The organism is Anoxynatronum buryatiense (genome assembly GCF_900182905.1).
Classification (GTDB): Bacteria; Bacillota; Clostridia; order Peptostreptococcales; family Tindalliaceae; genus Anoxynatronum; species Anoxynatronum buryatiense.
Genome location: NZ_FXUF01000003.1, coordinates 39,193 through 60,974 on the forward strand (window position 1 = coordinate 39,193; position 21,782 = coordinate 60,974).

The following is a 21,782-nucleotide window of genomic DNA, read 5'->3' on the forward strand; positions in this document are numbered from 1 at the left end:
TCGAGAAGAGAGAAGTGGTACTGTTGACCCAAAAAAAATACCGGAAAAAGAAAAAGGGAAACCCTTGGATACGTATGATTTTGACACTGGTTGTGATAGGGTTGATGGGAGGAACTGGCTATTATTTCGTTTTCAACTCACCGCTGTTCACGGTGAAGACCATTCAAATTGAAGGATTAAGCCGGCTTGATCAGGATGCGGTGGCAGCATTATCTGAAATCACGCTGGGAGATCAGTTTTATGGTGCAAGTCTGAAACAAGCAGCAGAAAAAATTGAGAGTCATCCATATATTCGCAATGCAATCCTGACCAGGAAAGGTTTCAGTACCATAAATATAGTTGTTCGAGAACGGGAAGAATATGCTATAATACCATATATGGGTTCCTATATTTACCTTGACCAGGAGCGCGTGGTTCTGAATGTGACCGATGGAATTCTTGACAGTAATCTCTGCCTGGTGACAGGCATTAAGTTCATCAGCTTTCAAACCGGAGATACGGCTCTGGTGCAGAATGAAGAATCCCTCGAGACTGCTTATCAGATTCTGGGTGCTGCACGGGAAGCTGAAATTCTTGACATGATCTCAGAAATTAATATTGATGAGACTGGTCAGGTAAAAGTTGTGACATTTAATGGAATTGAAGCTTTGTTCGGTTATATGGATAATCCGGCGTATTCTGTACTGGCGCTGAAAGAAGCTTTGATTACACTGCATACCAGAAACATGAACAGTGTCATCATTGATATGCGCTATGAAGGTCACATCACCGTGCAGGACAGAGCCCGTCAGGAGGATGAGGATGACAAGCCGTAAAGGTAAAATAGCCATTGCAGTTATCTGCGGTGTGCTTGGATTAATAATTGCTATGCAGATAAAATCAGTTCGCGAAGTGTCAGAAGGTGGGTTTTTGTCAACCCAGAAGGCACAGACGCTGGCCGCTGAACTAAGACAGCTGCGATTGGAGAAGGAGCAGTTGTATGAAGAACTGACTGACCTGGAAAACCGGCTTCGTGAATACGAACTTTCTGAAGCAGATGAGAATCTCATGATCAAGAATCTAAAAAACGATCTCGAGCGTTATCAACTGCTTGCGGGGTATCTCCCTGGTACTGGACCGGGGGTTGTCATTAGCCTTGAAGATCCGCCAAGGGCCTTCAACCAATCTGAAAGCGAAAGTTTAATTGTATATAATTATGAAATTTTACTGGAACTTATCAACACATTGAATGCGGCAGGTGCAGAAGCAATCTCAATTAATGAACAGCGCTATGTCGCAACGACAGAAATCCATTTTTCATCAAACGCACTTCATATCAATGACACGCCAGTGTCGCCTCCCTTTGAAATTAAGGCTGTGGGTAATCCGGAGACATTGGAAGCAGCACTAAATATGCGATATGGGATTGTCTGGCAGATGCGTCAGTACTATAATCTTCAGGTGACTGTTCGAAAAGAAAACGAATTGCAGGTTCCCAGGTATCAGCGAGTATTTCAGTTTGAGTATGCTGCACCAATGGAACCAGTTCAACAATGAGGCGATTAATGTGAAAAAAAATGCCCAAAAGTGGTTTCTGATTGCAGCTTTTATGCTGGTTGGTTTTTTAATCACACTTCAGTTTAAGAGTGTTGGATCAGATTACAGCTTTATCACCATTAAAACCATGAGCGATTTGCAAAATGCCGTTAAACGTGAGCAGGATGAGATAAATCAAATGATTTCGCTTATTGAAGCTCAGGAGGAGAAACTGCGAAACTATGAAGCGGCCATTGCATCAGACGGCAGCATTCAGGAAATACTGGTTCAAGACATCGAAAACATGAAAATACACAGTGGATTTTATGACTTGGAAGGCCCCGGGGTTATGGTGCTTTTGAGTGACAGTGACCGCGACTTGTACGAAGGAGAGGATCCCAACAATGTTATTGTACATGATGCTGATGTGCTGAGAATCATCAACGATCTGAAAATTGCAGGGGCAGAAGCACTCTCCATCAATGGACAACGGGTGTTGAGCACATCAGAAATTCAATGTGCCGGGGCGACAATTACCATAAATCAATTTACGTATGCACAACCTTTTGTGATCAAAGCCATTGGAAACTCTGATTTGCTCAATGCAGCGATTAAAGCACCCAACACATATGCCTGGGAACTAAAAGAAGTTTTTGGCTTGAGGGTTGAGTCTCATGTTAGTGAGCGAGTGCGTATTCCGCGTTATCATGGCCAGCGTCAGCTACAATACGTTTCAGTTAAGGAAGGTGAATGATTTAGATGATTTATGCCTTTGTTGGACTACTTTTGGGAATACTGCTTGGCGTTATCTTGCCAGTAACCTATCCTGCTGCATTTACTCTTTACATATCTGTGGCAATTTTAGCCTCCCTCGACTCGGTTTTCGGCGGCTTGAGAGCGAGCCTGGAAAATAAATTCAACACTGAAATCTTTGTGACCGGATTTTTTAGCAACGCAATTCTGGCTGCATTTCTGGCGTATATCGGCGATCGATTGGGGGTCCCCCTTTATTATGCTGCCATTTTTGCCTTTGGGAGTCGCTTGTTCCAGAATTTTGCGATTATCAGGCGCCACCTCATCAATCGCTTACATACCCATTAGTGATTAGGATATATGTTGCTCTATGAAAAATAGGGTGGTTGATGTGACAATTTACCCAAAATAAAAAAAACAAAGGAATCAGAAGATTTATGTGGAATAAATAACCATGTAAACATGAGATAAACAGGTTTTGTTCAAGATAAATTCGAAGATCGAGGAGGGGACTTCGTGTTAGAATTTGACATGGATATGGAGAATGTAGCGCAGATTAAAGTAATAGGTGTTGGTGGCGGAGGAAACAATGCAGTCAACCGAATGATTGAAACCGGAATGAAAGGTGTCGAATTTATTGCTGTCAACACTGACAAGCAAGCTCTCATGAATTCCCGTGCTGAACAGAAATTGCAGATTGGTGAAAAGCTAACAAAAGGTTTAGGTGCGGGAGCTAACCCTGAAATAGGCAAAAAGGCAGCCGAAGAAAGCAGAGACGACCTGTGTAAATTGCTTCAGGGCGCTGATATGGTATTTGTGACTTCTGGCATGGGCGGCGGCACGGGTACCGGAGCAGCGCCGGTTGTTGCCGAAATTGCCAGGGAAATGGGCATTCTCACTGTTGGTGTTGTGACAAAACCCTTCTCTTTTGAAGGAAAAAGAAGATGGCGTCATGCGGACCAAGGAATTAACCAATTGAGAGATTGCGTTGATACACTTGTTACCATACCCAACGACCGTCTTTTAGAAGTTGTTGAGAAAAAAACTTCGATTATTGAAGCATTTCGTCTGGCCGACGATATACTGCGTCAGGGGGTTCAGGGGATCTCTGACCTGATCGACGACGCAGGTCTTGTGAATTGTGATTTTGCCGATGTGAAAACAATCATGTTTGATCAAGGGTTGGCACATATGGGTATCGGACGGTCAGCCGGAGAGCATCGCGCGCAGGAGGCAGCAAAACAAGCCATCAACAGTCCGTTACTGGAAACTTCCATCAATGGTGCGCGGGGCGTGTTGATAAATATTACCGGCAGTTCGAATCTGAGCCTCTTCGAGGTGCATGAGGCAGCTCAAATGATTCAGGAAGAAGCAGATGAAGATGCCAATATTATTTTCGGAGCGGTGATCAACGAAGAGTTGAAAGACGAGATTCAGATCACAGTAATTGCAACCGGTTTTGATGGTCAACCACAACGTGTTTCTCAGAAGAAACAGTCTGAGTCAAAAGTCGCCAAAGCTCCCGAAGATAAACAGAAGGATCTTCTGGATGAACTAGCTGAAGAACCCACAAAATCTGATGAGTTGGATATTCCGGTTTTTCTTAGACGCAAAAAATAATGTCGGCATTTAATGAAAGAAAAGACGTGAGAGCAGGGGGCAGGTCTTTTCTTTTTGATTCATAGGAGATTAGTGGAAGAAAGCGGGTGAAACGGATGAATTGCCCATTTTGTGGCCAGTTCGACTCAAAAGTGATTGATTCCCGTCCAACGGATGAAGGGCAGGCGATCCGAAGAAGAAGAGAGTGTAATGCCTGTCAAAAAAGATTCACCACATATGAAAAAGTGGAAGAAATTCCGTTGATTGTCATCAAAAAATCAGGCAACCGTGAACCTTTCAACCGGAACAAAATTCTGAATGGTATGATTCGAGCCTGTGAAAAAAGACCTGTTCCATTAAAAGAAATAGAGACTTTAGTCAACCAAATCGAAAAGCATTTGCAAAACGAAATGGAAAAAGAAGTGGCGACGGATCAGATTGGCGAGATGGTTATGGATGCCCTTAAAAAGCTGGATGAAGTGGCTTATGTTCGATTTGCATCTGTTTATCGGGAATTTAAAGATCTGAACACCTTCATGGATGAACTGACAAAAATACTGCACGAAAAAAAAAGACCTGCCAATCGATGATTGTTTGAGGCGTTATGGAGTGTGTAAAATTGAAAGATATGCGGACGGATAATATCATCTCCCGGGTGGTGCCTGAGAGTATTGCTTCTGAGTTGGGCGTCAGGGCAGGCGACTGTTTGATAGCCATTAATGGATGCCCGGTGGAAGATGTGATAGATTATCGATTTTTGACAGCAGACGAAAATATTGAACTGACACTGCAAAGAGCGGATGGCAGTGAATGGGTACTTGAAATTGTCAAAGACTATGATGATGAACTGGGAATTGAATTTGAAAATCCTGTGATGGCAGAAACCCGCCAATGCCGTAATAAGTGCCTTTTTTGCTTTATTGATCAGATGCCTCCGGGGATGCGCTCAGCGCTATATGTGAAAGATGATGATTCCAGACTTTCTTTTTTGCAAGGTAACTACATTACCCTTACAAATATGAAACCAGATGAAATCGACAAAATCATACGTTACCGGATCAGTCCGCTAAACATATCCGTTCACACAACAAACCCAGAGCTAAGGGTTCAAATGCTCAACAATCGATCTGCCGGCAATCTGATGACAATACTCAAACGGTTTCATGAAAAACACATCTACATGAATCTTCAAATCGTCTTATGTCCCGGATTTAATGACAGTTCTGAACTGGATCGAACCTTAACAGACATGGAACCTCTGGCAGATAGTATCATTAGCATTGCAGTTGTTCCGGTAGGTATTACCAAATATCAGAAAAATGCAGCGCTAAAACCTGTTACAGGTTCAAAAGCGAGGCAAGTGCTGAAGCAAATACATCAGTGGCAGAATCGATGGGAGAACAAGTTGGGCAGAAAGCTGGTATATCCTGCGGATGAATTTTATCTTAAAGCAGAAGAACCATGGCCGGATGCCTCAGCATATGAGGCTTTTTATCAGCTTGAAAACGGTGTCGGAATGCTGGCGTCTTTTGAGTTGGACGCAACAGCTTTTCTGCAGAAAATGCCATTAATTCGCAAAAGACACCCATTTCATATGACCATTGCGACAGGAGAAGCTGCAGCACCTTTTATGATGTTGCTGGCTGAAAAGCTTATGCAAAAGGTTGAAGGTCTTGTTGTGAAAGTGATACCTGTGGTGAATACCTTTTTTGGTCCGTCAATCACCGTCAGTGGATTGGTTACAGGACAAGACTTGGTTACGTGCCTAAAAGGTGAGTTTTTGGGTGATTTCGTGATGATTCCAGAAAACATGCTGAAACATGGAGAACTGGTTTTTTTAGATGACCTGACTGTTTCTGATGTTTCTCAACAGCTTGGCATCAAAGTGCTTTCATGCCAGGTGGATGGAAGCCAGTGGATAAAAACAATGTTGCGTCAATCGACAAGGAATACAAAGAGCAGGAGTGAATTATAAGATGTCAAAATCAATTGTGGCCGTCATTGGAAGGCCAAATGTTGGGAAATCGACTTTTTTTAACCGGTTGGCAGGCCGCCGCATTTCCATTGTTGAAGACACCCCAGGAGTAACCCGCGACAGGATATATGCTGAGGTGGAATGGTTGAATCATACATTTTCATTGATTGATACAGGTGGCCTTGAACCTTCCTCAAGTGAGATCATTCCTTCACAAATGCGAAAGCAGGCACAGTTGGCCATGGAAATGGCCCATGTAATACTTTTTATGGTGGATGGAAGAGCAGGCATTACTGCTCAGGACCAGGAAATTGCTGAACTGTTGCGTAAAAATAATCGCCCTGTGATTTTAGTTGTAAACAAAGTGGATTCACACCAGCATTCTGAGTATTATTATGATTTTTATGAACTGGGTCTGGGAGATCCTATTGAAATCTCGGCTGAGATGGCTTACGGTATAGGGGACCTGCTGGATTTGGTAATCAGTCATTTTCCTGAATCAACTCATAGCCATGAAGATCAAGATCAAATTAAAGTATCTGTGATTGGAAAGCCAAATGTAGGCAAATCTTCACTTATTAATAAATTTCTTGGTGAAGAACGTGTTATTGTCAGTGATATAGCGGGGACGACCCGAGACGCCATTGACACGCCGTTTTCCATGGATGGGCAGGAGTATCTTTTGATAGATACAGCGGGCTTGCGTAAGAAAAGCCGCATTAATGATGATGTTGAACATTACAGTGTCCTTCGAGCGATTGCTGCTATTGAACGTTCGGATGTATGCGTGTTGATGATTGATGGCCGTGAAGGAGTGACAGAACAAGATAAGAAAGTGGCCGGCCTCAGCCATGAAAACGGTAAAGCGATGGTCATACTTGTTAACAAATGGGATTTGGTGGAAAAAGACAATAAAACAGTGAATCAGATGACGAAAGATATCAGGCGCGAACTCGGATTTTGTCAATATGCGCCGATTTTATTCGTATCTGTCTTGACAGGACAGCGGATAGATCGCATCATCCCAGCAGTTCAACATGTTTCCAATCAACATGCCATGCGCATACAAACAGGTGTTTTAAACGAAGTAATAGCAGAATCAACTCTTATGAAACAGCCTCCTTCAGATAAAGGTAAACGCCTGAAAATATTCTATGGCACACAGGTTTCTGTGAAACCGCCGACGTTTATTCTCTTCATTAACGACAAGGAATTAATGCATTTTTCTTATCAGCGATATCTCGAAAATCGGATTCGGGAAAACTTCGGATTTGAAGGTACACCCGTACGCTTTATGTTGCGAGAAAAATCGGGAGGAACCGGGGCATGAAAATTGCAGTTTTATTGATGGCAGCTTATTTTCTCGGGAATTTTTCGCCAGCTTTTTTTCTGGGAAAATTAACCGCCAATATTGATATTCGCGAACATGGCAGTGGAAACGCCGGCACAACAAATGTGATGCGCGTTCTGGGTGTGAAGCTGGCCATATTGGTTCTTATCTGTGATCTCCTGAAGGGTGTCCTGGCTGTTTGGATGGGCCGGTATTTTTCAGGTGAAACCATGGCAGGGGTATGTGGTCTGTTGGCGGTTATTGGACACAATTGGCCAGTGCTTCTGCGGTTTAAAGGCGGCAAAGGTGTGGCAACAACGATGGGAGTGGGTTTTATGATCCACCCACAGCTGGCCTGGATTTGCCTGGTTGTGGCCATTGTTATCATTATAATTACCCGCTATGTCTCATTAGCCTCTATGTCAGGTGTGTTATTATGGACAGTGCTTCTTTGGAAAACCAATGGTGAATCTGCACATATTTGGCTGGGCATCGCTTTATCGCTGCTGGTTTTTTACCGTCATCGGAGCAACATCAAACGCATTTTCAATGGAACTGAAAACCGGTTTGATGTCAAAAAAAGTTGAACAGGAGTTAATGAAATGGAACCAAAAACCATTACAGTTTTGGGAGCGGGTAGTTGGGGAACTGCTCTTGGAACAGTGTTGCACTCCAATGGACATCGTACCCGTTTGTGGATGCGCAGTGAACAACAAGCACAAGAAATGATAGAGCAGCGAACGAACCAGCGGTATCTTCCAGATGTTCAGCTGGCCCGGGAAATAGAGATGATGACTGACCCGGAACGCGCTCTTTGGAAAACAGATGCAGTTGTGTTGGCAATCCCGACTCAGCAGGTTCGTGTTGCACTGCAAACGGTGAATCCGTATCTATCACCGACCATGCTGATCATCAATGTGGCGAAAGGAATTGAAAAGAAAAGCTACTGCCGCATCTCGCAAATTGTGGAGGAAGAAGTGAAAGGAGCCTCTTTTGCGGTGCTTTCAGGGCCGTCACACGCAGAAGAAGTGGCTAGGTGTATGCCTACAACACTTGTGGCAGCAGCTCGGAGCAAGCAAATTGCCGAATACACGCAGGATTTATTCATGAATCCATATTTGCGTGTTTACACCAATCCGGATGTGGTAGGGGTTGAACTGGCGGGAGCATTGAAAAATGTCATCGCTTTTGGGGCTGGCATAGCCGATGGGATCGGCTATGGTGATAACTCGCGAGCAGCTCTGATTACAAGAGGGATAGCAGAAATCGCACGACTTGGGAAGCAGATGGGTGCCTCGCTGAACACTTTTGCCGGCTTGGCTGGTATCGGTGATTTGATTGTAACTTGTACCAGTATGCATAGCCGTAATCGGAGAGCGGGTATTCTGATTGGTCAGGGGAATAGTCTTGAAGAAACATTGGCGGCCATCGGCATGGTAGTGGAAGGTGTGTTTACAGCCGATGCAGCCTACGAGCTGGCGCTTCATCACCATGTGGAAATGCCAATTACCACAGCGATTCATAATTTACTTCATTGCCATCAACCAGTGGAGCAGGTGGTGCGTGAGCTCATGACACGTCAACGCAAGCATGAAATGGAAGAAGTGGCAGCCGGGCATATGATAGAGTGGTTAGAGAAGTAATATGGAAGCGTGTCAGATAATTCGGTTATCACCGGAAGATGAAAATAATACTTGCATGTTCCAATGGTTTCCTTTATAATATCTTTGTGTCCAAAAACACCTTTTTTCAACTGGCTGTGGCGCAGTTTGGTAGCGCGCTAGAATGGGGTTCTAGAGGTCGCAGGTTCAATTCCTGTCAGCCAGACCAGTCAGGCCTGTATTCTTCGGAATACAGGCCTTTTAGTTGCGGTGATACTGTCCAGGAGACACAAAGCAACAGAATAACGTTTTTCGTAAAAAAAACTTTTCGAAGAGCACGGTTTCTGATAAAATGGAATGAAATCAACGAAATAGCATGTAGAATTCAGGGGGTGCGATGTGGAGAAAAGAAGGTTTGGAGCAGGATGGGTAGTAACGTTTGCTGGTTTAGGGGTTAATTTAATGCTGGGTGTTCTATACGCTTGGGGTGTCATTTCTGCCGCTCTGATCGATCAATTGGGATGGAGCGCCACAATGACACAAATTCCCTACATGGTGGCTTGTGCTGTGTTTGCATTATCAATGGTACCTGGGGGCAGGCTTCAGGACAGGCTTGGACCACGGCCAATCATTATGGGAGCAGCAGTTTTGGCAGGTATTGGATTCCTGATGTCAGGTCTCTATCTGACGATCATTGGACTGACACTTTTTTTTGGAGTTGTTTTTGGAATGGGTATGGGGATGGGATATGCTGCCCCAACGCCAGCGGCTGTGAAGTGGTTCAGCCCTCAAAAAAGGGGTTTGATATCAGGGATCGTGGTAAGTGGATTTGGTCTGGCGCCACTTTACATTGCGCCAGTCACTAATTATTTATTAACCACCTACGGCTTACAGCGTACATTTTTTATTCTGGGTGGCGTATTTTTTACTTTGATCATGATTTTAGCCCAGTTTATTAAAAATCCGCCCGTAGGATATGTGCCGGCAGGCGTTGACCCTGAAGCTGCCTCAAGAAAACAGCTATTGACGCATCAGGCACCTGAAAAGGTGGATTATGAATGGAATGAGGTTTTAAAAACCAAGCAATTTTACAAACTCTGGACGATGTTTTGTTTTGGAACATTTGCAGGACTTCTAATCATAGGGCAGCTTTCTAAAATTGGCCTTGAACAGGCTGGTATGGCAAATGCCTACATGCTTGTTGGGATATATGCCATCTTCAATTGTGCCGGCCGTGTTGGGTGCGGTGTGATTTCTGATAAATTTGGCCGCATGCGCACCTTGTTTGCAATGTTTGTGCTTCAGGTAGCTGTTTATGTGTTCTTTCCCAGCTTAAACAGTCCACTGTTGCTGATTGCAGGTGTTTCAGTTGTCGGATTCACATTTGGAGGCATGCTCACCCTCTTCCCGGCAACAACAGTAGATTATTTCGGAGTGAAAAACTTTGGTATTAACTATGGCATGGTTATTACTGCCTGGGGAATTGGCGGCGTATTTGGACCACTATTGGGAGGTATCGTCAGAGACTTGACCGGTACCTACGCATTGAGCTATGTAGTATCTGGGGTTTTAAGCGCCGCTGGTGCTGTGATGACTCTGTTTACCAAGGCACCGGCTGCTCAGGGTGTTGATCAGGTTGTCTCATCCTTATCATCAGATCCTGAGCCGAAAACCGACTAATATATGGCATAAAATAATCTACCATGATCCACTCATCAGGAGCTTCTGGCATTTGCCAGAAGCTCCATATACTTTCTGTGATTTATCACATTCATTTTTGAGAAACTTGTATGCTTTCATACCAGACAAACTTGACGAAGGATATCATTCGCGTGACAATGAATGAAGAATAAGGAATGGGCAAGCCTGGGACAAGTCCAGATGATAATAAGGAAGTGAACAGATGGAGAAGCTTAGGCAGATGGGTAGGAGAAAGTGGCACGTTATATTGCTGTTAATGGTTTTGATGGTTAGCACAGCTCCGTGGTATTATTTGCTTCGAAGTGTGGTGGTCATGTGGCCTTACAGTTTACATCATCAGAAAATGAGTTTGATCAATAAAAACGAGTATTATTTGGATATTCCTACAAACCAAATTCAAAAGGATGATCGTTGGCATCCACTGGTGTTGGTTTTCCATGATGAAGTCGGATTTGAAAGATGGAAGGGAGAACCATGGGCACTGACGGTGTTGTATCGCTTTGGGGGCTTTTCACCGTGGCAACACAACTCATCTTATTATGACCATACATCCCCGCGGTTCTCCAGTTTTTATGGTGCTTATCTGGTTCAACATAAAGAAACCCCAGAGCTTGCTTTTGGATTTGACAAAGCTGGCAATATTGACCCTGATCAATGGACAAGTGTTACCGAATATGATCAGCGATTTCTTGTGATGCCATCGATGGGACTGAATCCGAAAGATGTGACATTCGATATCGAAATTGAAAAGATTGAAAGTGATGTAACGTATGTTGGTCGGAAAGGGTGGACGCAAATTGATGCGTCGATCATTACCAACAGCCCGCAACATGTTTATCAAAAGCACCAGAGAGGTTATCTGCAATATGGAAATCCTCTGCCTCCACAAGAAGGGCATGCCGATTTTGAGATAATCCGGCTTTATGGGCGATTCTACGCTATTTTTGAAAACGAATATGAACTAAGTCTGGGACTCTATCTATTGGCACCTGATCGGGAAACATTGGAGCAAATTGACCAGGAAGAGTTGTCACGTATGATTCTTCCGGAATGGTAACCGAGAGAACAATTTGGCAGGTACTAACAAGTTGAGCGAACAACAAATCCTTTCAGAGAAGCATCGACGGTGGCTGTTTCAAATAAGACATGTGCAACTAATGCCGATGGCGGTCCCTGATGACACCAGGCTGCAATTGCGTCAACGGCAGATGATTCGCCCTGAAAGAATGCCTCAACAGAACCATTCAACCGATTGCGCACCCAACCGCTGATTCCAAGAGATAAAGCTTTGTTTTTGGCATGAAACCGAAAGGCAACTCCCTGGACATCACCAGTAATGATCACGTGGATTGCTTTCATTAAAGCACCTTCTTTTTCCGAAATTTATTAAGGTGAGTTTAATCAGATGATCCGCCCACTAGTGCATCAATACCCAACAAATGAATAAATACCCGGCAAGTGTGATTTTTCTTCAGAATGCCACATTTACTGGGCTCGGTATCATCAACCCAGACGGATCAGATGAAGGATCAATAGTTATGAAATGAGTTCAATTTCATAAAAGAGCACTGGATGGATAGAGATAAAATACCAACGCAGGCGGTTTTGTTCCAAGGGAGTTATGTGATAAAATAGAGATGTTGTATTAGTCTGAAGATAAGCAGGTGGAGGACCATGAAACGGTCTTGGAGTTGGAAACATACAGGCGGCCTGGTGATTGCCTTGCCTGTATGTGTCATTATATTTTTATATCTGTTTTACAAAATGAGCCCTTTGATCAGTCAACTCAAAATTGATGTTGTTTTGGCGGAGTACGGTATACTGGAAGAAGTGGTTTCGGCTGAGGGCGTAGCCGTACGTCAGGAAACTGTTTATCCGGTGACAGCCGACCATGGACTGCGATGGGTGATTGCTGAAGGACAGAAGGTGGCACGTCAGCAGAAACTTGCCGAGATTTTAATTTCTGATCAGGATCATGCCTTGTTATTGCAAAATCAACTGATTGATATGAGACTAAAGACCTTGCAGTCTGGGGGAGATTCGTCTGTATATTCTCAGGAAGCAGTGCGGGAGATTGATCAGCAGATGAATTTTTTGATGTCTGATATACGTCTTAATCTGAAGAATGGTCAGTATGAACTGGCATTTCAAAATCAGCAAATGATGGAAGAGTTGGCAGATCAACATCAATTAATTGCAGTACATCGTCAGTTGCCTGAAATGACGCTGGAAGAGTTGGAAGCAGAAAAGGAAAAAATCGAGCAGCGATTGAAGCATACCAGTCATGAAATCAAAGCGGAGAGTCCGGGGATTTTTGCCATCGGCGATGACGGGTGGGGGGAGAAGCTGAGGCTTCCGTCAGATGATGAAGGGGCTACAACGCTGGTTGATAGCTTTTTTCACTTGATCAAAGAACCTGCTGTTGTAGAAGTCGGTTATTACAGGATTATTCACGACCAGCGCTGGCAGCTCTTGCTGGGGGTCAATGAGGAACTGGCAAAGCAGTATGAAACTGGAATCAGGCTGCTGATACGCGACCCGATAACTCAGAAAGAAGTCAGAGGAACTCTGCGGGAAATTTTGACAAGCACCAGTCAGCTGGAGGTCATACTGGTCATTGACATGCAGGATGGGATTGGCACATGGCATCAAAACAGAGTGGTGCCTTTAGAATTGATCCATCAGCGACATGAGGGATTAAAACTACCGGTATCAGCTATAATGAGTGATGACAGCGGAAAAAGTGTTTATCGGATAGACGTCAACGGCTATGCAGTTAAAACGCCTGTCAAAGAACTGGGACGGGATGATCAGACCGTGGTGGTGGGTGAAGGTGCTGTGACGGTGCCGGCCTCTGATCCTGAAGGGCAAGAGGTTCGAATCACTACTATTCGTCAGTATGATGAGATTATTGCTAATCCGGCGAGCGTGGCGGAGGGGCAAAAGGTGAGATAGCCTGATACGGTGAATGGTGAAGTGGCAAAGTAGTAGCATCCTTGATGATGAGATGGAGTGAATGATGATGAACATAGGTGAAAACTTGCGTATGATTGAAGAACGTGTACAGGAATCATTGATTAAATCAGACTCGCCAAAAAGGCAGATTGATATCATAGCTGTGACAAAAACAATTGCTGTGGATCAGATTCAACAGGCAGTCAACCTGGGTGTCAGAAATGTGGGAGAAAATAAAGTTCAGGAAATGGTGGAAAAATATCATCAGATAGATGGCCTGGTTAATTGGCATATGATTGGACATTTACAGCGAAATAAGGTAAAATATATAGTTGATAAAGTTTCATTAATTCATTCTGTTGACTCACTTCCGCTGATGGAGGAAATTAGCTTGCGGGCACTGAAAGTCGGGCGGCAGATTGACTGTCTGATCCAAGTCAATGTTTCAGGAGAAGTCAGTAAGTTTGGAATCGAACCGATTGAACTGGAAGATTTGATCAAAAGGTCAGAACAGTTATCCGGGATAAGGGTGAAGGGTCTGATGACCATGGCACCCTATGACGATAACCCGGAAAAAGCAAGACCATATTTTAAGCGGTTGAGCGAGCTTTTTCAGCTAACAAAAGAAAAGAGGCTCAGTTCCGTTGAAATGGAAGTGCTTTCCATGGGAATGTCCAATGATTTTGAAGTAGCCGTACAAGAGGGGGCCACAATGGTTCGCATCGGCAGTGCTCTTTTTGGCAGTCGCAATTATGCATAGGGAGGAATGTTCATGGCTGAAAAATTTGTTGATAAAGTAAAACATTTCATGGGATTGGATGTTTTTGAGGATGAAGAGGAAGAGTTATACCCAGAACCCCTTTATGATCAGCCCATGTTTGACCAGGACGATAGAGTCAGTCAGTCAGGTTCCCGAAAAAACAAGGTGGTTAACATTCACACAACGACACAGATGAAGGTCGTGATTTTTGAACCGAATGCCTATGATGAGGTTCAGAACATTGTTGACAACCTGAAAAATCGAAAACCTGTGATTGTCAACCTTGAAACGCTAGAGGCAGATGTTGCCAGAAAGATTTTCGAATTTTTGAACGGCGCCATTTATGCTTTGGATGGCAGCATTCAAAAAGTGTCTTCCGACATCTTCATATTGGCTCCCAACAATGTTGAAATTGCCGGCAACATTAAGGAAGAATTGCGGAACAAAGGTGTATTTCCCTGGCAGAATCGATAAAGGAGTGTGAAGATGCTTGTTTGAAACGACAAATGTGGCGATGGCAGTTCATTATTTTGCACGCCTTCTTAACTTTTTTATTTTGGTTCGTGTCATTTTTTCATGGCTCCGCATTAACCCCTACAGCATGATGGGGCAACTCATTTATGGCGTTACGGAGCCAATTCTCGGTCCAATCAGAACGATGATACATCAGGTATTCCGATATCAGGGAATGATAGACTTTTCTCCAATCGTTGGCATCATTTTCATTAATGCTATTGCAAATTTTGCAATTAGTCTATTACGGTGATTATCGGATGGGTATTGAAGCAGCTTTAAGCCGTGTTTCTCAGTCCGAAACCAGACAACGGTGGGAGATGTTGATTAATCAGGCGAGGCAAGTGACCGACAGACATATTACCAAAATTTCTTTTTTTTTAACTCCGGGAGAATGGTTGCTTACTGAATCCTTACTGGTACATATCGGGGGACTTAAGTGGCTGCTGGATGGTGGTTTTGACAATGCTGAACGACGGCGTTTGGTGATGGTCCCTGATTATTTGGAACCCTCGGATCTCCAACCGGTTGTGTCTTTCATTGAAATATCACGTTCTCACAAATCAAGCTCTCTCACACATCGGGATTATCTGGGAGCATTGCTATCCATGGGAATTCAACGGGATGTTGTTGGCGACATTGTCATTTTGGAAGAAAATGCATGGGTTGCACTGGTGCCGGAAATGGCCGATTATGTAATGTGGAATCTGGAGAATGTGGGACGTGTAAAAGTTAAAAACAGACTGGTTGATACGATTCCTCTCAAGCCGGCAACAGCCGACATGCACCTTGTGGATGGGACTGTGGCTTCATTGAGACTGGATGCGGTGTTGTCGTTGGCGCTGAAAACTTCAAGGAGTAAAGCCCAGGTATTGGTTGCCGGGCAAAAAGTGAGTGTTAACTGGCAGGCAGCTACGAAACAAAATATTGAGCTGCATGAGGGAGATGTTCTTTCGGTGAAAGGATATGGAAGGATTCAGTTGCTTAAAATTGGTTCTCTCAGCCGTTCGCAGCGCTGGCATGTTCAGATTGGTATAATGAAGTAGTTGACTGGAGGGGACAGAATGATAACACCACTGGATATTCAGAACAAAGAGTTTAAAAAGAGTGTTCGAGGCTATAATGAGTCGGAAGTAGATGCTTTCTTGGATCAGGTAATGGCCGATTACGAACAGCTTTTCAAAGAAAACATGGAATTGAAAGAGCAATTGGAGCGGGATTCCAAGCAGGTTGAAAAATACAAGCAAATGGAAGAAACGCTGAAAGAAACGTTGGTGGTGGCCCAGTCTTCGGCAGAAGAGTTGAGAAGTAATGCGTTGAAAAAGGCAGACTTGCTGGTTGAAGAAGCAGAGATGCGAGCGAAGGAAATAGTAGCAAGTGCGCGGCGTGAGTTGGAACGGATTCACGCTCATCAGGATGAAGTGCTTCAGCAGATTCAGATATTCAAAACCAGGTTTAAGACATTGCTTCAGGCGCAACTTGAAACAATTGTCAGTGATACCGACGAAATTGCGAATGACCTAAAAAAATACACTCATCGCAATCATACAGTTACCAGACCTGAAGACCATATATTAGAGCGATTCAATACCGACCCCGCTGCCAATCGGTCTGAAGAAGAATAATATTATTCGGCAAATGCGCCTGTCTTGATACAGTTGACAGGCTTTTTTATGCGGAAGGAGTAAAAAAATGAAATGGTGGGTTATCGTTGTCACGGTAGTTCTTGATCAAGTGAGCAAATGGCTCGTGGTGGCATACCTGAAAGATATTGGCACATTTCCGGTAATTGAAGGGGTTTTTCATCTTCACTATTTGGAAAACCGGGGAGCAGCCTTTGGATTACTTCAGAATCAACGATTGTTTTTTATTATCACCACGGTACTGATTGTTGGTGGAATTCTTTGGTACTTAATTTTCAATCCCCAGGTGAATCGGTTGTTGACATTGTCGTTAAGCCTGGTGGTTGGTGGTGCCATCGGCAATTTTATTGATAGAATGATGTTTGGGTATGTGGTGGATTTTTTTGACTTTCAGTTCTGGCCGGTCTTTAATATTGCAGATTCGGCTATTGTCATCGGCCAGGCTTTACTGATTTACTATATTTTCAAAGGACAGCCAGAGCAGCAGGCAGGTGAGGCTTCATGACGCAGATAACGCTGGTGGTAGATGAAGAACTGGATGGACTCAGATTGGATCAATACCTGGCAGAATCTGTTGAAAACAAAAGTCGAAGCTATCTGCAAAAATTAATTCAGGACAAACGAGTTTCCTTGAATGGAAAATACTGTAAAAACAGGCATTTGGTTAAAATGGGTGATGTTGTTGAAGTATCGTTGCCGGAGCCGCGACTTTTATCTGGAAAAGCGGAAGCCATCCCACTGGAGATTATATATGAAGATGAAGATTTACTGGTCGTCAATAAGCCACAAAACATGGTGGTTCACCCGGCGGCCGGCAATGAAACAGGGACACTGGTCAATGCCCTGATGTATCATTGTAAAGGACAACTGTCGACGATCAACGGCGTGATACGCCCGGGAATTGTCCACAGAATTGATAAAGATACATCGGGTCTGCTGGTGGTGGCAAGGAATGATGTGGCTCATCAGGGACTGGCTGCACAATTAGCTGATCACACCATGATTAGATGTTATGAGGCAGTAGCATTGGGAACCATCAGAGAAGAAAAGATTACCGTGAATGCACCCATCGGTCGGCACCCGAACCAGAGGCTTAAAATGGCTGTTCTGCATGAGGGAAGGCCGGCAGTGACACATATTACCGTCAAGGAGCGTTTCCGGGATCACACCTATATTACAGCGCGTCTTGAGACTGGCAGAACCCACCAGATACGAGTGCATATGGCTTACTTAAACCATCCATTGCTTGGAGATGAACGTTATGGCGGGACTCAAAAGAAGTTCAATTTAATTGGACAGGTGTTGCACGCCAAAAGTCTTGGCTTCAGGCACCCTGTTACGGGCGAGGAAATGATATTTGAATCAAAGCTGCCAGATTCTTTTCAAAAAGTACTGATAACGCTTCGGGCACAAATGGGGAAAGAATAAAAAACAGCCACATCAGCGGCTGTTTTTTAAATTATTCTCAAGCAAATTGTTGATACCGGACTCACTGGGGGTAACATAGATTGTCTGATGCTGTTCATAGATCACCATTCCAGGCTGAGCACCACGCTGTTTTTTAACATGCCGGCACCAGGTATAATCGACAGGCAGCTTCCCGCTTTGCCGGCCCTTGCTGTAATAAGCGGCCAGCAGAGCTGCCTCTCGAATTTCGTCATCTGAGGGTTGCTGTTGCTCCAATATGAGTACCACATGCGAACCGGGAAGGTCTTTCACATGGAACCAAAGATCATTTTTCTTTCCGATTCGAAAAGTGACCATTTCATTTTGGAGATTGTTCTTGCCTACCAGAATGGTGTGACCTTGACTGGATGTATACTTTAGGGGTTGACTTTCCGCCGGTGGTTTGGGCTTCTTGCCCCGGGATAAGCGTTTCTTCAAGTAACCCGCATCAACCAGCTCCTGGCGAATCACCTCTAAATCAGCCAATGAGTCCGCCTGGTCGAGAGAATGAAATAATTGATCCAGGTACTGAATTTCCTGTTGGGTTTTTTCGCGTTGTCGTTTGATTTCCACCAAAGCTGTTTTGGCTTTGTGATAGCGCTTATAGAGTCGTTGAGCATTTTGAGCCGGAGTTTTTCGGGAATCCAGCTGAATATCTATTGTAGGTTGGGCGTCGTCATAGTAATTGACTGTCTGATAGGTGGACTGACCGGCCTCAATTTCATGCAAACCGGCCATCAACAAATCAGCCTTGATTTTATCTTGAGTGGCCTTCAGTGCATTCGTCTCATCCTGATGCAGGTTTTGCAGTTTGTGGGTGTGGCGATTTCGTTTAAGAGTAAGCATCTTGCGCAAATCTGAAGAACGTTGTGTTAAACGTTCCTGATGATCTTTGAGTCCATAAAAGCGCTCTAGCAGTTGGCTGGTACTGTCTGCGGGGATCGAATCAAGAGCATTCAAATGCTGGATGGGAATAACAGAAAAATCGATCATTCGACCAGTGACAGTATCCTGATACAATGCAGGGGAGAAATCGGCCTGAGAAATAAGATGGGTCACTTCTAAGAACACATTCTTAAAAGATTTCTTTTCTGCGTGACTCAGTTCAGACCAGTGTTGACTGTGATCAATGCCTGACCGAACAAGTATTTCAGAAGCCATTAGCGGGGACAACCCATTAAAGGTGTTTATAAGGGTGCTTTTTAATGGCTGGTTGTCAGAATGCGAAAAACAGTCGTTCAGATCAATTGCATCGCTCAATGTCAGTGGATTTATTTTACTCATGGGTGGCATCTCATAAGCTAATCCTGGAAGAACTTGACGTTTGCGACTGATGTGAAGCGGGACTCTTTTGATGGCATCCAGAATCAGGCCGGAATGTGTATCCACCAGAATGATATTGCTATGTTTTCCCATCATTTCGATAATTAATTTCTTGTGGGTGATCTGATTAAGCTCGTCGAGCCCCTGCACGTGAAAAATCAGCATCCGTTCAAAGTCAGGCTGCTCAATATGGATGATTCGACCACCCGAAAGGTGCTTTCGAAGCAGCATGCAAAAAACCGGCGGCTGAGCAGGATTAGATCGTGCAAGGGTGGTGAAATGAGCACGTGGATACTGATTGTGCGCCGAAATAAGCAGCCGACGTTGTTCACCACGATTGCGGAGAGTTAATACCAATTCATCAGATTCCGGTTGGTATATTTTATCAATACGGCTGTCAAGGGCATACTGTTCAAGTTCATGGCGGAGAGCTGCCACAACACTTCCATCTAAAGGCATAATAATCACTCCTGTCTATTCATGAGATATCATACTTGATTCAGAGATGATATTCAAGGGGTATCGACAGGCGAGTTATTTCTAAATATGGAATTTAAGGAAAGTGCCATCGAAATAAAAGGGAGAATTTGTTATAATGGAAGGAATAAAAAAGGAGGCAATCCTGTGAAAATCCCGTTTGTTAAAATGCAGGGCATTGGAAATGATTTTATACTGGTGAAAGAAATGGAACTTCCGGCAGGCATCGAAATTGCCAGCCTTGTTAAGAATGCTTGTCATCGGCGTTTTGGCATTGGTGCTGACGGGCTGATGGTCGCCGCCGCATCCAGCGTTGCAGATGCACGCATGGATTACTACAACAGTGACGGATCGCGAGGAGAAATGTGCGGCAATGGCATTCGTTGTTTTGCGCGTTACATTGATGCAAAGGCATCTTCTGACAAAAGAGAAATGCGCATTGAAACCCTTGCAGGTGTGATCGCATTAAACATTCGAGCGGTCGACATCAATACCAGCGAAGTGTCTGTTGACATGGGTAAACCCGTGATACATACATTACATGCAACACTTGAAGCGGGTGGTCAATCATTTGAATATGCTTATGTCACCATGGGAGTGCCTCATGTTGTCATTTTCACTGATAGCCCTGTACCTGATCTGGTGGATCAAGTTGGGCCGATGATCGAGAAGCATGCACTTTTTCCTGATGGAACAAATGTGAACTTCTGCTACATTGAAAACTCCCGCCAGGCCCGGGTGATGACCTGGGAACGGGGCGCAGGGCATACACTTGCCTGTGGAACAGGAATAACCAGTGTTTGTGCGGTGGCTCATCAACTAGGCCTTGTAAAAGATGAGGTTCAAGTAAACGCAGAAGGTGGTCAGCTTCATCTGGCTATTTACCCAGACCAGCGACTGGTAATGACCGGACCGGCAACTGATATTTGTCATGGGGAGTATTTGCACAGAAATGACAGCATTTAATCCAAAGAGAGGACGTGTTAACCAGTGAACAGCATGACAGGATTTGGAAGAGCTGAAGTGACTGTGCAGCACACCGGATTCACAATTGAAATCAAATCAGTGAATCACCGGTATCTTGATATGGGGATTAAAATACCCCGAAAGCTGGGATTTCTTGAAGAAAAGATTCGCCAGTGCCTTAAGGCGCACATTCGAAGAGGTCGTGTTGACCTGTATGTCAACCAGCGATCGAGTGAGGAGTCAGACAAACGAGTCCTGATTGACGAAAATCTTTGCCGCGAATATCAACAATCCATGGTACGTCTGAGTGATTCCCTCGCAATTAGAAATGATCTGACAGTCGCTCAACTTGTAAGATTGCCGGAAGTGATTACCGTTGAACAACAGGAGTTGGATGAAACGTTGTTGTGGAACTGCCTTGAAAAAGGTGTGCTGACTGCTCTGGGACAGCTAATGCAAATGCGAAAAACTGAAGGAACAACGATGAAAGCGGTTTTATCGGAAAGACTTGATTTACTAAAAGAAATGATTGATCAGATTCAGCTGATTAGTCCCGAAGTGTCTGAAAGCTACCGGGAACGTCTGATGAGACGAATACAGGAGATAACGGATCGCGAGATTGAAATCGACGAAAATCGACTGATGATGGAAATTGCCATGATGGCAGAAAAAAGCAGTATTGATGAAGAAGTTGTCCGGTTCAACAGCCATTTGAGTCAGTTTCTGCATACCATGGAGCAAGAAGATGCTGTTGGCCGAAAGTTGGATTTTTTAATGCAGGAATTGAATCGCGAGATTAACACGATCGGATCAAAAGCAGGCGATTTAAAAGTAAATGGGCTGGTTGTCGAAATAAAGAGTGAACTGGAGAAAATTCGGGAACAGGTTCAGAATATCGAATAAAGGAGAATCATCATGACACATCGCCTGATCAATATTGGATTTGGCAATATTGTTTCTGTTAATCGAATTGTAGCCATCGTTAGTCCTGAATCAGCTCCGATTAAACGAATGATACAGGAGGCACGGGAACAGGGTTCGTTGATAGATGCTACTTATGGTCGCCGTACCAGGGCAGTCATAGTCACTGACAGTGATCATATTATCCTTTCGGCTGTTCAGCCCGAAACGGTGGCTCATCGGCTGCATACCCGAAACGACTCAAAAGAAGAAAAAGATGACGGTAAAGAGTATAAGGGTTATGATGCAGATGAGGAATAGACGA

Annotated in this window: 25 protein-coding genes and 1 tRNA gene; 24 read left to right on the forward strand and 2 right to left on the reverse strand. The window is 44.1% G+C overall.

The features are described from left to right. The first annotated feature begins 23 nt into the window (after positions 1-23). The 13 genes from QOL74_RS04850 (at position 24) to QOL74_RS04910 (ending at position 11,531) form a co-directional block, all read left to right on the forward strand. Positions 24-815, forward strand: a complete 792-nt coding sequence (locus QOL74_RS04850) for a cell division protein FtsQ/DivIB (protein ID WP_283408324.1) — start codon at positions 24-26, stop codon at positions 813-815. Further along, on the forward strand, positions 802-1,536 hold the full coding sequence (locus tag QOL74_RS04855) for a DUF881 domain-containing protein (protein ID WP_283408325.1): 735 nt from the start codon (positions 802-804) through the stop codon (positions 1,534-1,536). The genes QOL74_RS04850 and QOL74_RS04855 overlap by 14 nt, the downstream gene beginning before the upstream one ends. A 10-nt stretch (positions 1,537-1,546) precedes the next feature. Then, positions 1,547-2,269, forward strand: coding sequence for a DUF881 domain-containing protein (locus QOL74_RS04860; RefSeq protein ID WP_283408326.1), 723 nt, complete (start codon positions 1,547-1,549; stop codon positions 2,267-2,269). A 5-nt stretch (positions 2,270-2,274) separates the two neighbouring features. After that, on the forward strand, positions 2,275-2,616 hold the full coding sequence (locus QOL74_RS04865; protein ID WP_283408327.1) for a small basic family protein: 342 nt from the start codon (positions 2,275-2,277) through the stop codon (positions 2,614-2,616). 168 nt (positions 2,617-2,784) lie between these two features. Continuing rightward, entirely contained in the window at positions 2,785-3,888 is a 1,104-nt protein-coding gene (gene ftsZ / locus QOL74_RS04870) for a cell division protein FtsZ (RefSeq protein ID WP_283408328.1), read from the forward strand. A gap of 95 nt (positions 3,889-3,983) precedes the next feature. Continuing rightward, the gene (nrdR, locus tag QOL74_RS04875) at positions 3,984-4,457 is read left to right on the forward strand and encodes a transcriptional regulator NrdR (protein ID WP_283408656.1); all 474 of its coding nucleotides are present in this window, start codon (positions 3,984-3,986) and stop codon (positions 4,455-4,457) included. A 38-nt stretch (positions 4,458-4,495) separates the two neighbouring features. After that, positions 4,496-5,842, forward strand: a complete 1,347-nt coding sequence (locus QOL74_RS04880; RefSeq protein ID WP_283408657.1) for a DUF512 domain-containing protein — start codon at positions 4,496-4,498, stop codon at positions 5,840-5,842. Position 5,843: 1 nt separating this feature from the next. Continuing rightward, positions 5,844-7,172, forward strand: a complete 1,329-nt coding sequence (der, locus tag QOL74_RS04885) for a ribosome biogenesis GTPase Der (protein ID WP_283408329.1) — start codon at positions 5,844-5,846, stop codon at positions 7,170-7,172. Next, a complete protein-coding gene (gene plsY, locus QOL74_RS04890) occupies positions 7,169-7,759 on the forward strand; it encodes a glycerol-3-phosphate 1-O-acyltransferase PlsY (protein WP_283408330.1) in 591 nt (196 codons plus the stop codon). The genes der and plsY overlap by 4 nt, the downstream gene beginning before the upstream one ends. Positions 7,760-7,774: 15 nt before the next feature. Further along, on the forward strand, positions 7,775-8,815 hold the full coding sequence (locus QOL74_RS04895; RefSeq protein WP_283408331.1) for an NAD(P)H-dependent glycerol-3-phosphate dehydrogenase: 1,041 nt from the start codon (positions 7,775-7,777) through the stop codon (positions 8,813-8,815). Positions 8,816-8,925: 110 nt separating this feature from the next. Further along, positions 8,926-9,002, forward strand: a tRNA-Pro gene (locus QOL74_RS04900). Positions 9,003-9,172: 170 nt separating this feature from the next. Then, positions 9,173-10,453, forward strand: coding sequence for an L-lactate MFS transporter (locus tag QOL74_RS04905; protein ID WP_283408332.1), 1,281 nt, complete (start codon positions 9,173-9,175; stop codon positions 10,451-10,453). 223 nt (positions 10,454-10,676) lie between these two features. After that, entirely contained in the window at positions 10,677-11,531 is an 855-nt protein-coding gene (locus tag QOL74_RS04910) for a hypothetical protein (protein ID WP_283408333.1), read from the forward strand. Between the two features lie 23 nt (positions 11,532-11,554). Here QOL74_RS04910 and QOL74_RS04915 read toward each other — a convergent pair whose 3' ends face one another. After that, a complete protein-coding gene (locus QOL74_RS04915; protein ID WP_283408334.1) occupies positions 11,555-11,833 on the reverse strand; it encodes an acylphosphatase in 279 nt (92 codons plus the stop codon). Between the two features lie 315 nt (positions 11,834-12,148). On the opposite strand from QOL74_RS04915, the gene QOL74_RS04920 reads away from it, so the two are divergent. The 8 genes from QOL74_RS04920 to QOL74_RS04955 all read left to right on the forward strand — a co-directional run bounded on the left by QOL74_RS04920 (position 12,149) and on the right by QOL74_RS04955 (position 17,773). Then, a complete protein-coding gene (locus QOL74_RS04920; protein ID WP_283408335.1) occupies positions 12,149-13,429 on the forward strand; it encodes a biotin/lipoyl attachment domain-containing protein in 1,281 nt (426 codons plus the stop codon). A gap of 67 nt (positions 13,430-13,496) precedes the next feature. Further along, positions 13,497-14,189 (forward strand): YggS family pyridoxal phosphate-dependent enzyme, encoded by a 693-nt coding sequence (locus tag QOL74_RS04925; protein WP_346771716.1) that lies wholly within the window; start codon positions 13,497-13,499, stop codon positions 14,187-14,189. A gap of 12 nt (positions 14,190-14,201) precedes the next feature. Beyond that, on the forward strand, positions 14,202-14,663 hold the full coding sequence (locus tag QOL74_RS04930; protein WP_283408336.1) for a cell division protein SepF: 462 nt from the start codon (positions 14,202-14,204) through the stop codon (positions 14,661-14,663). Between the two features lie 16 nt (positions 14,664-14,679). After that, the gene (locus tag QOL74_RS04935) at positions 14,680-14,955 is read left to right on the forward strand and encodes a YggT family protein (RefSeq protein WP_283408337.1); all 276 of its coding nucleotides are present in this window, start codon (positions 14,680-14,682) and stop codon (positions 14,953-14,955) included. Positions 14,956-14,962: 7 nt separating this feature from the next. Next, positions 14,963-15,748, forward strand: coding sequence for a YlmH family RNA-binding protein (locus tag QOL74_RS04940; protein ID WP_283408338.1), 786 nt, complete (start codon positions 14,963-14,965; stop codon positions 15,746-15,748). An 18-nt stretch (positions 15,749-15,766) separates the two neighbouring features. Further along, positions 15,767-16,327, forward strand: a complete 561-nt coding sequence (locus tag QOL74_RS04945; RefSeq protein WP_283408339.1) for a DivIVA domain-containing protein — start codon at positions 15,767-15,769, stop codon at positions 16,325-16,327. Positions 16,328-16,394: 67 nt separating this feature from the next. Continuing rightward, entirely contained in the window at positions 16,395-16,850 is a 456-nt protein-coding gene (lspA, locus tag QOL74_RS04950) for a signal peptidase II (protein ID WP_283408340.1), read from the forward strand. Continuing rightward, positions 16,847-17,773, forward strand: a complete 927-nt coding sequence (locus QOL74_RS04955) for an RluA family pseudouridine synthase (RefSeq protein WP_283408341.1) — start codon at positions 16,847-16,849, stop codon at positions 17,771-17,773. Before lspA ends, QOL74_RS04955 begins: the two co-directional genes overlap by 4 nt. A 12-nt stretch (positions 17,774-17,785) precedes the next feature. On the opposite strand, the gene QOL74_RS04960 is transcribed toward QOL74_RS04955, so the two are convergent. Then, positions 17,786-19,573, reverse strand: coding sequence for an Rqc2 family fibronectin-binding protein (locus tag QOL74_RS04960; protein ID WP_283408342.1), 1,788 nt, complete (start codon positions 19,571-19,573; stop codon positions 17,786-17,788). Between the two features lie 165 nt (positions 19,574-19,738). Between QOL74_RS04960 and dapF the strand changes: the two genes are divergently transcribed. The 3 genes from dapF to remA are packed head-to-tail and all read left to right on the forward strand — an operon-like array spanning position 19,739 to position 21,778. Beyond that, complete coding sequence (gene dapF, locus QOL74_RS04965; RefSeq protein ID WP_283408343.1) at positions 19,739-20,557, forward strand: diaminopimelate epimerase; 819 nt, start codon at positions 19,739-19,741, stop codon at positions 20,555-20,557. Positions 20,558-20,590: 33 nt separating this feature from the next. Then, complete coding sequence (locus tag QOL74_RS04970) at positions 20,591-21,460, forward strand: YicC/YloC family endoribonuclease (protein ID WP_283408659.1); 870 nt, start codon at positions 20,591-20,593, stop codon at positions 21,458-21,460. A gap of 12 nt (positions 21,461-21,472) precedes the next feature. Further along, a complete protein-coding gene (remA, locus tag QOL74_RS04975) occupies positions 21,473-21,778 on the forward strand; it encodes an extracellular matrix/biofilm regulator RemA (protein WP_283408344.1) in 306 nt (101 codons plus the stop codon). Positions 21,779-21,782: the final 4 nt, after the last annotated feature.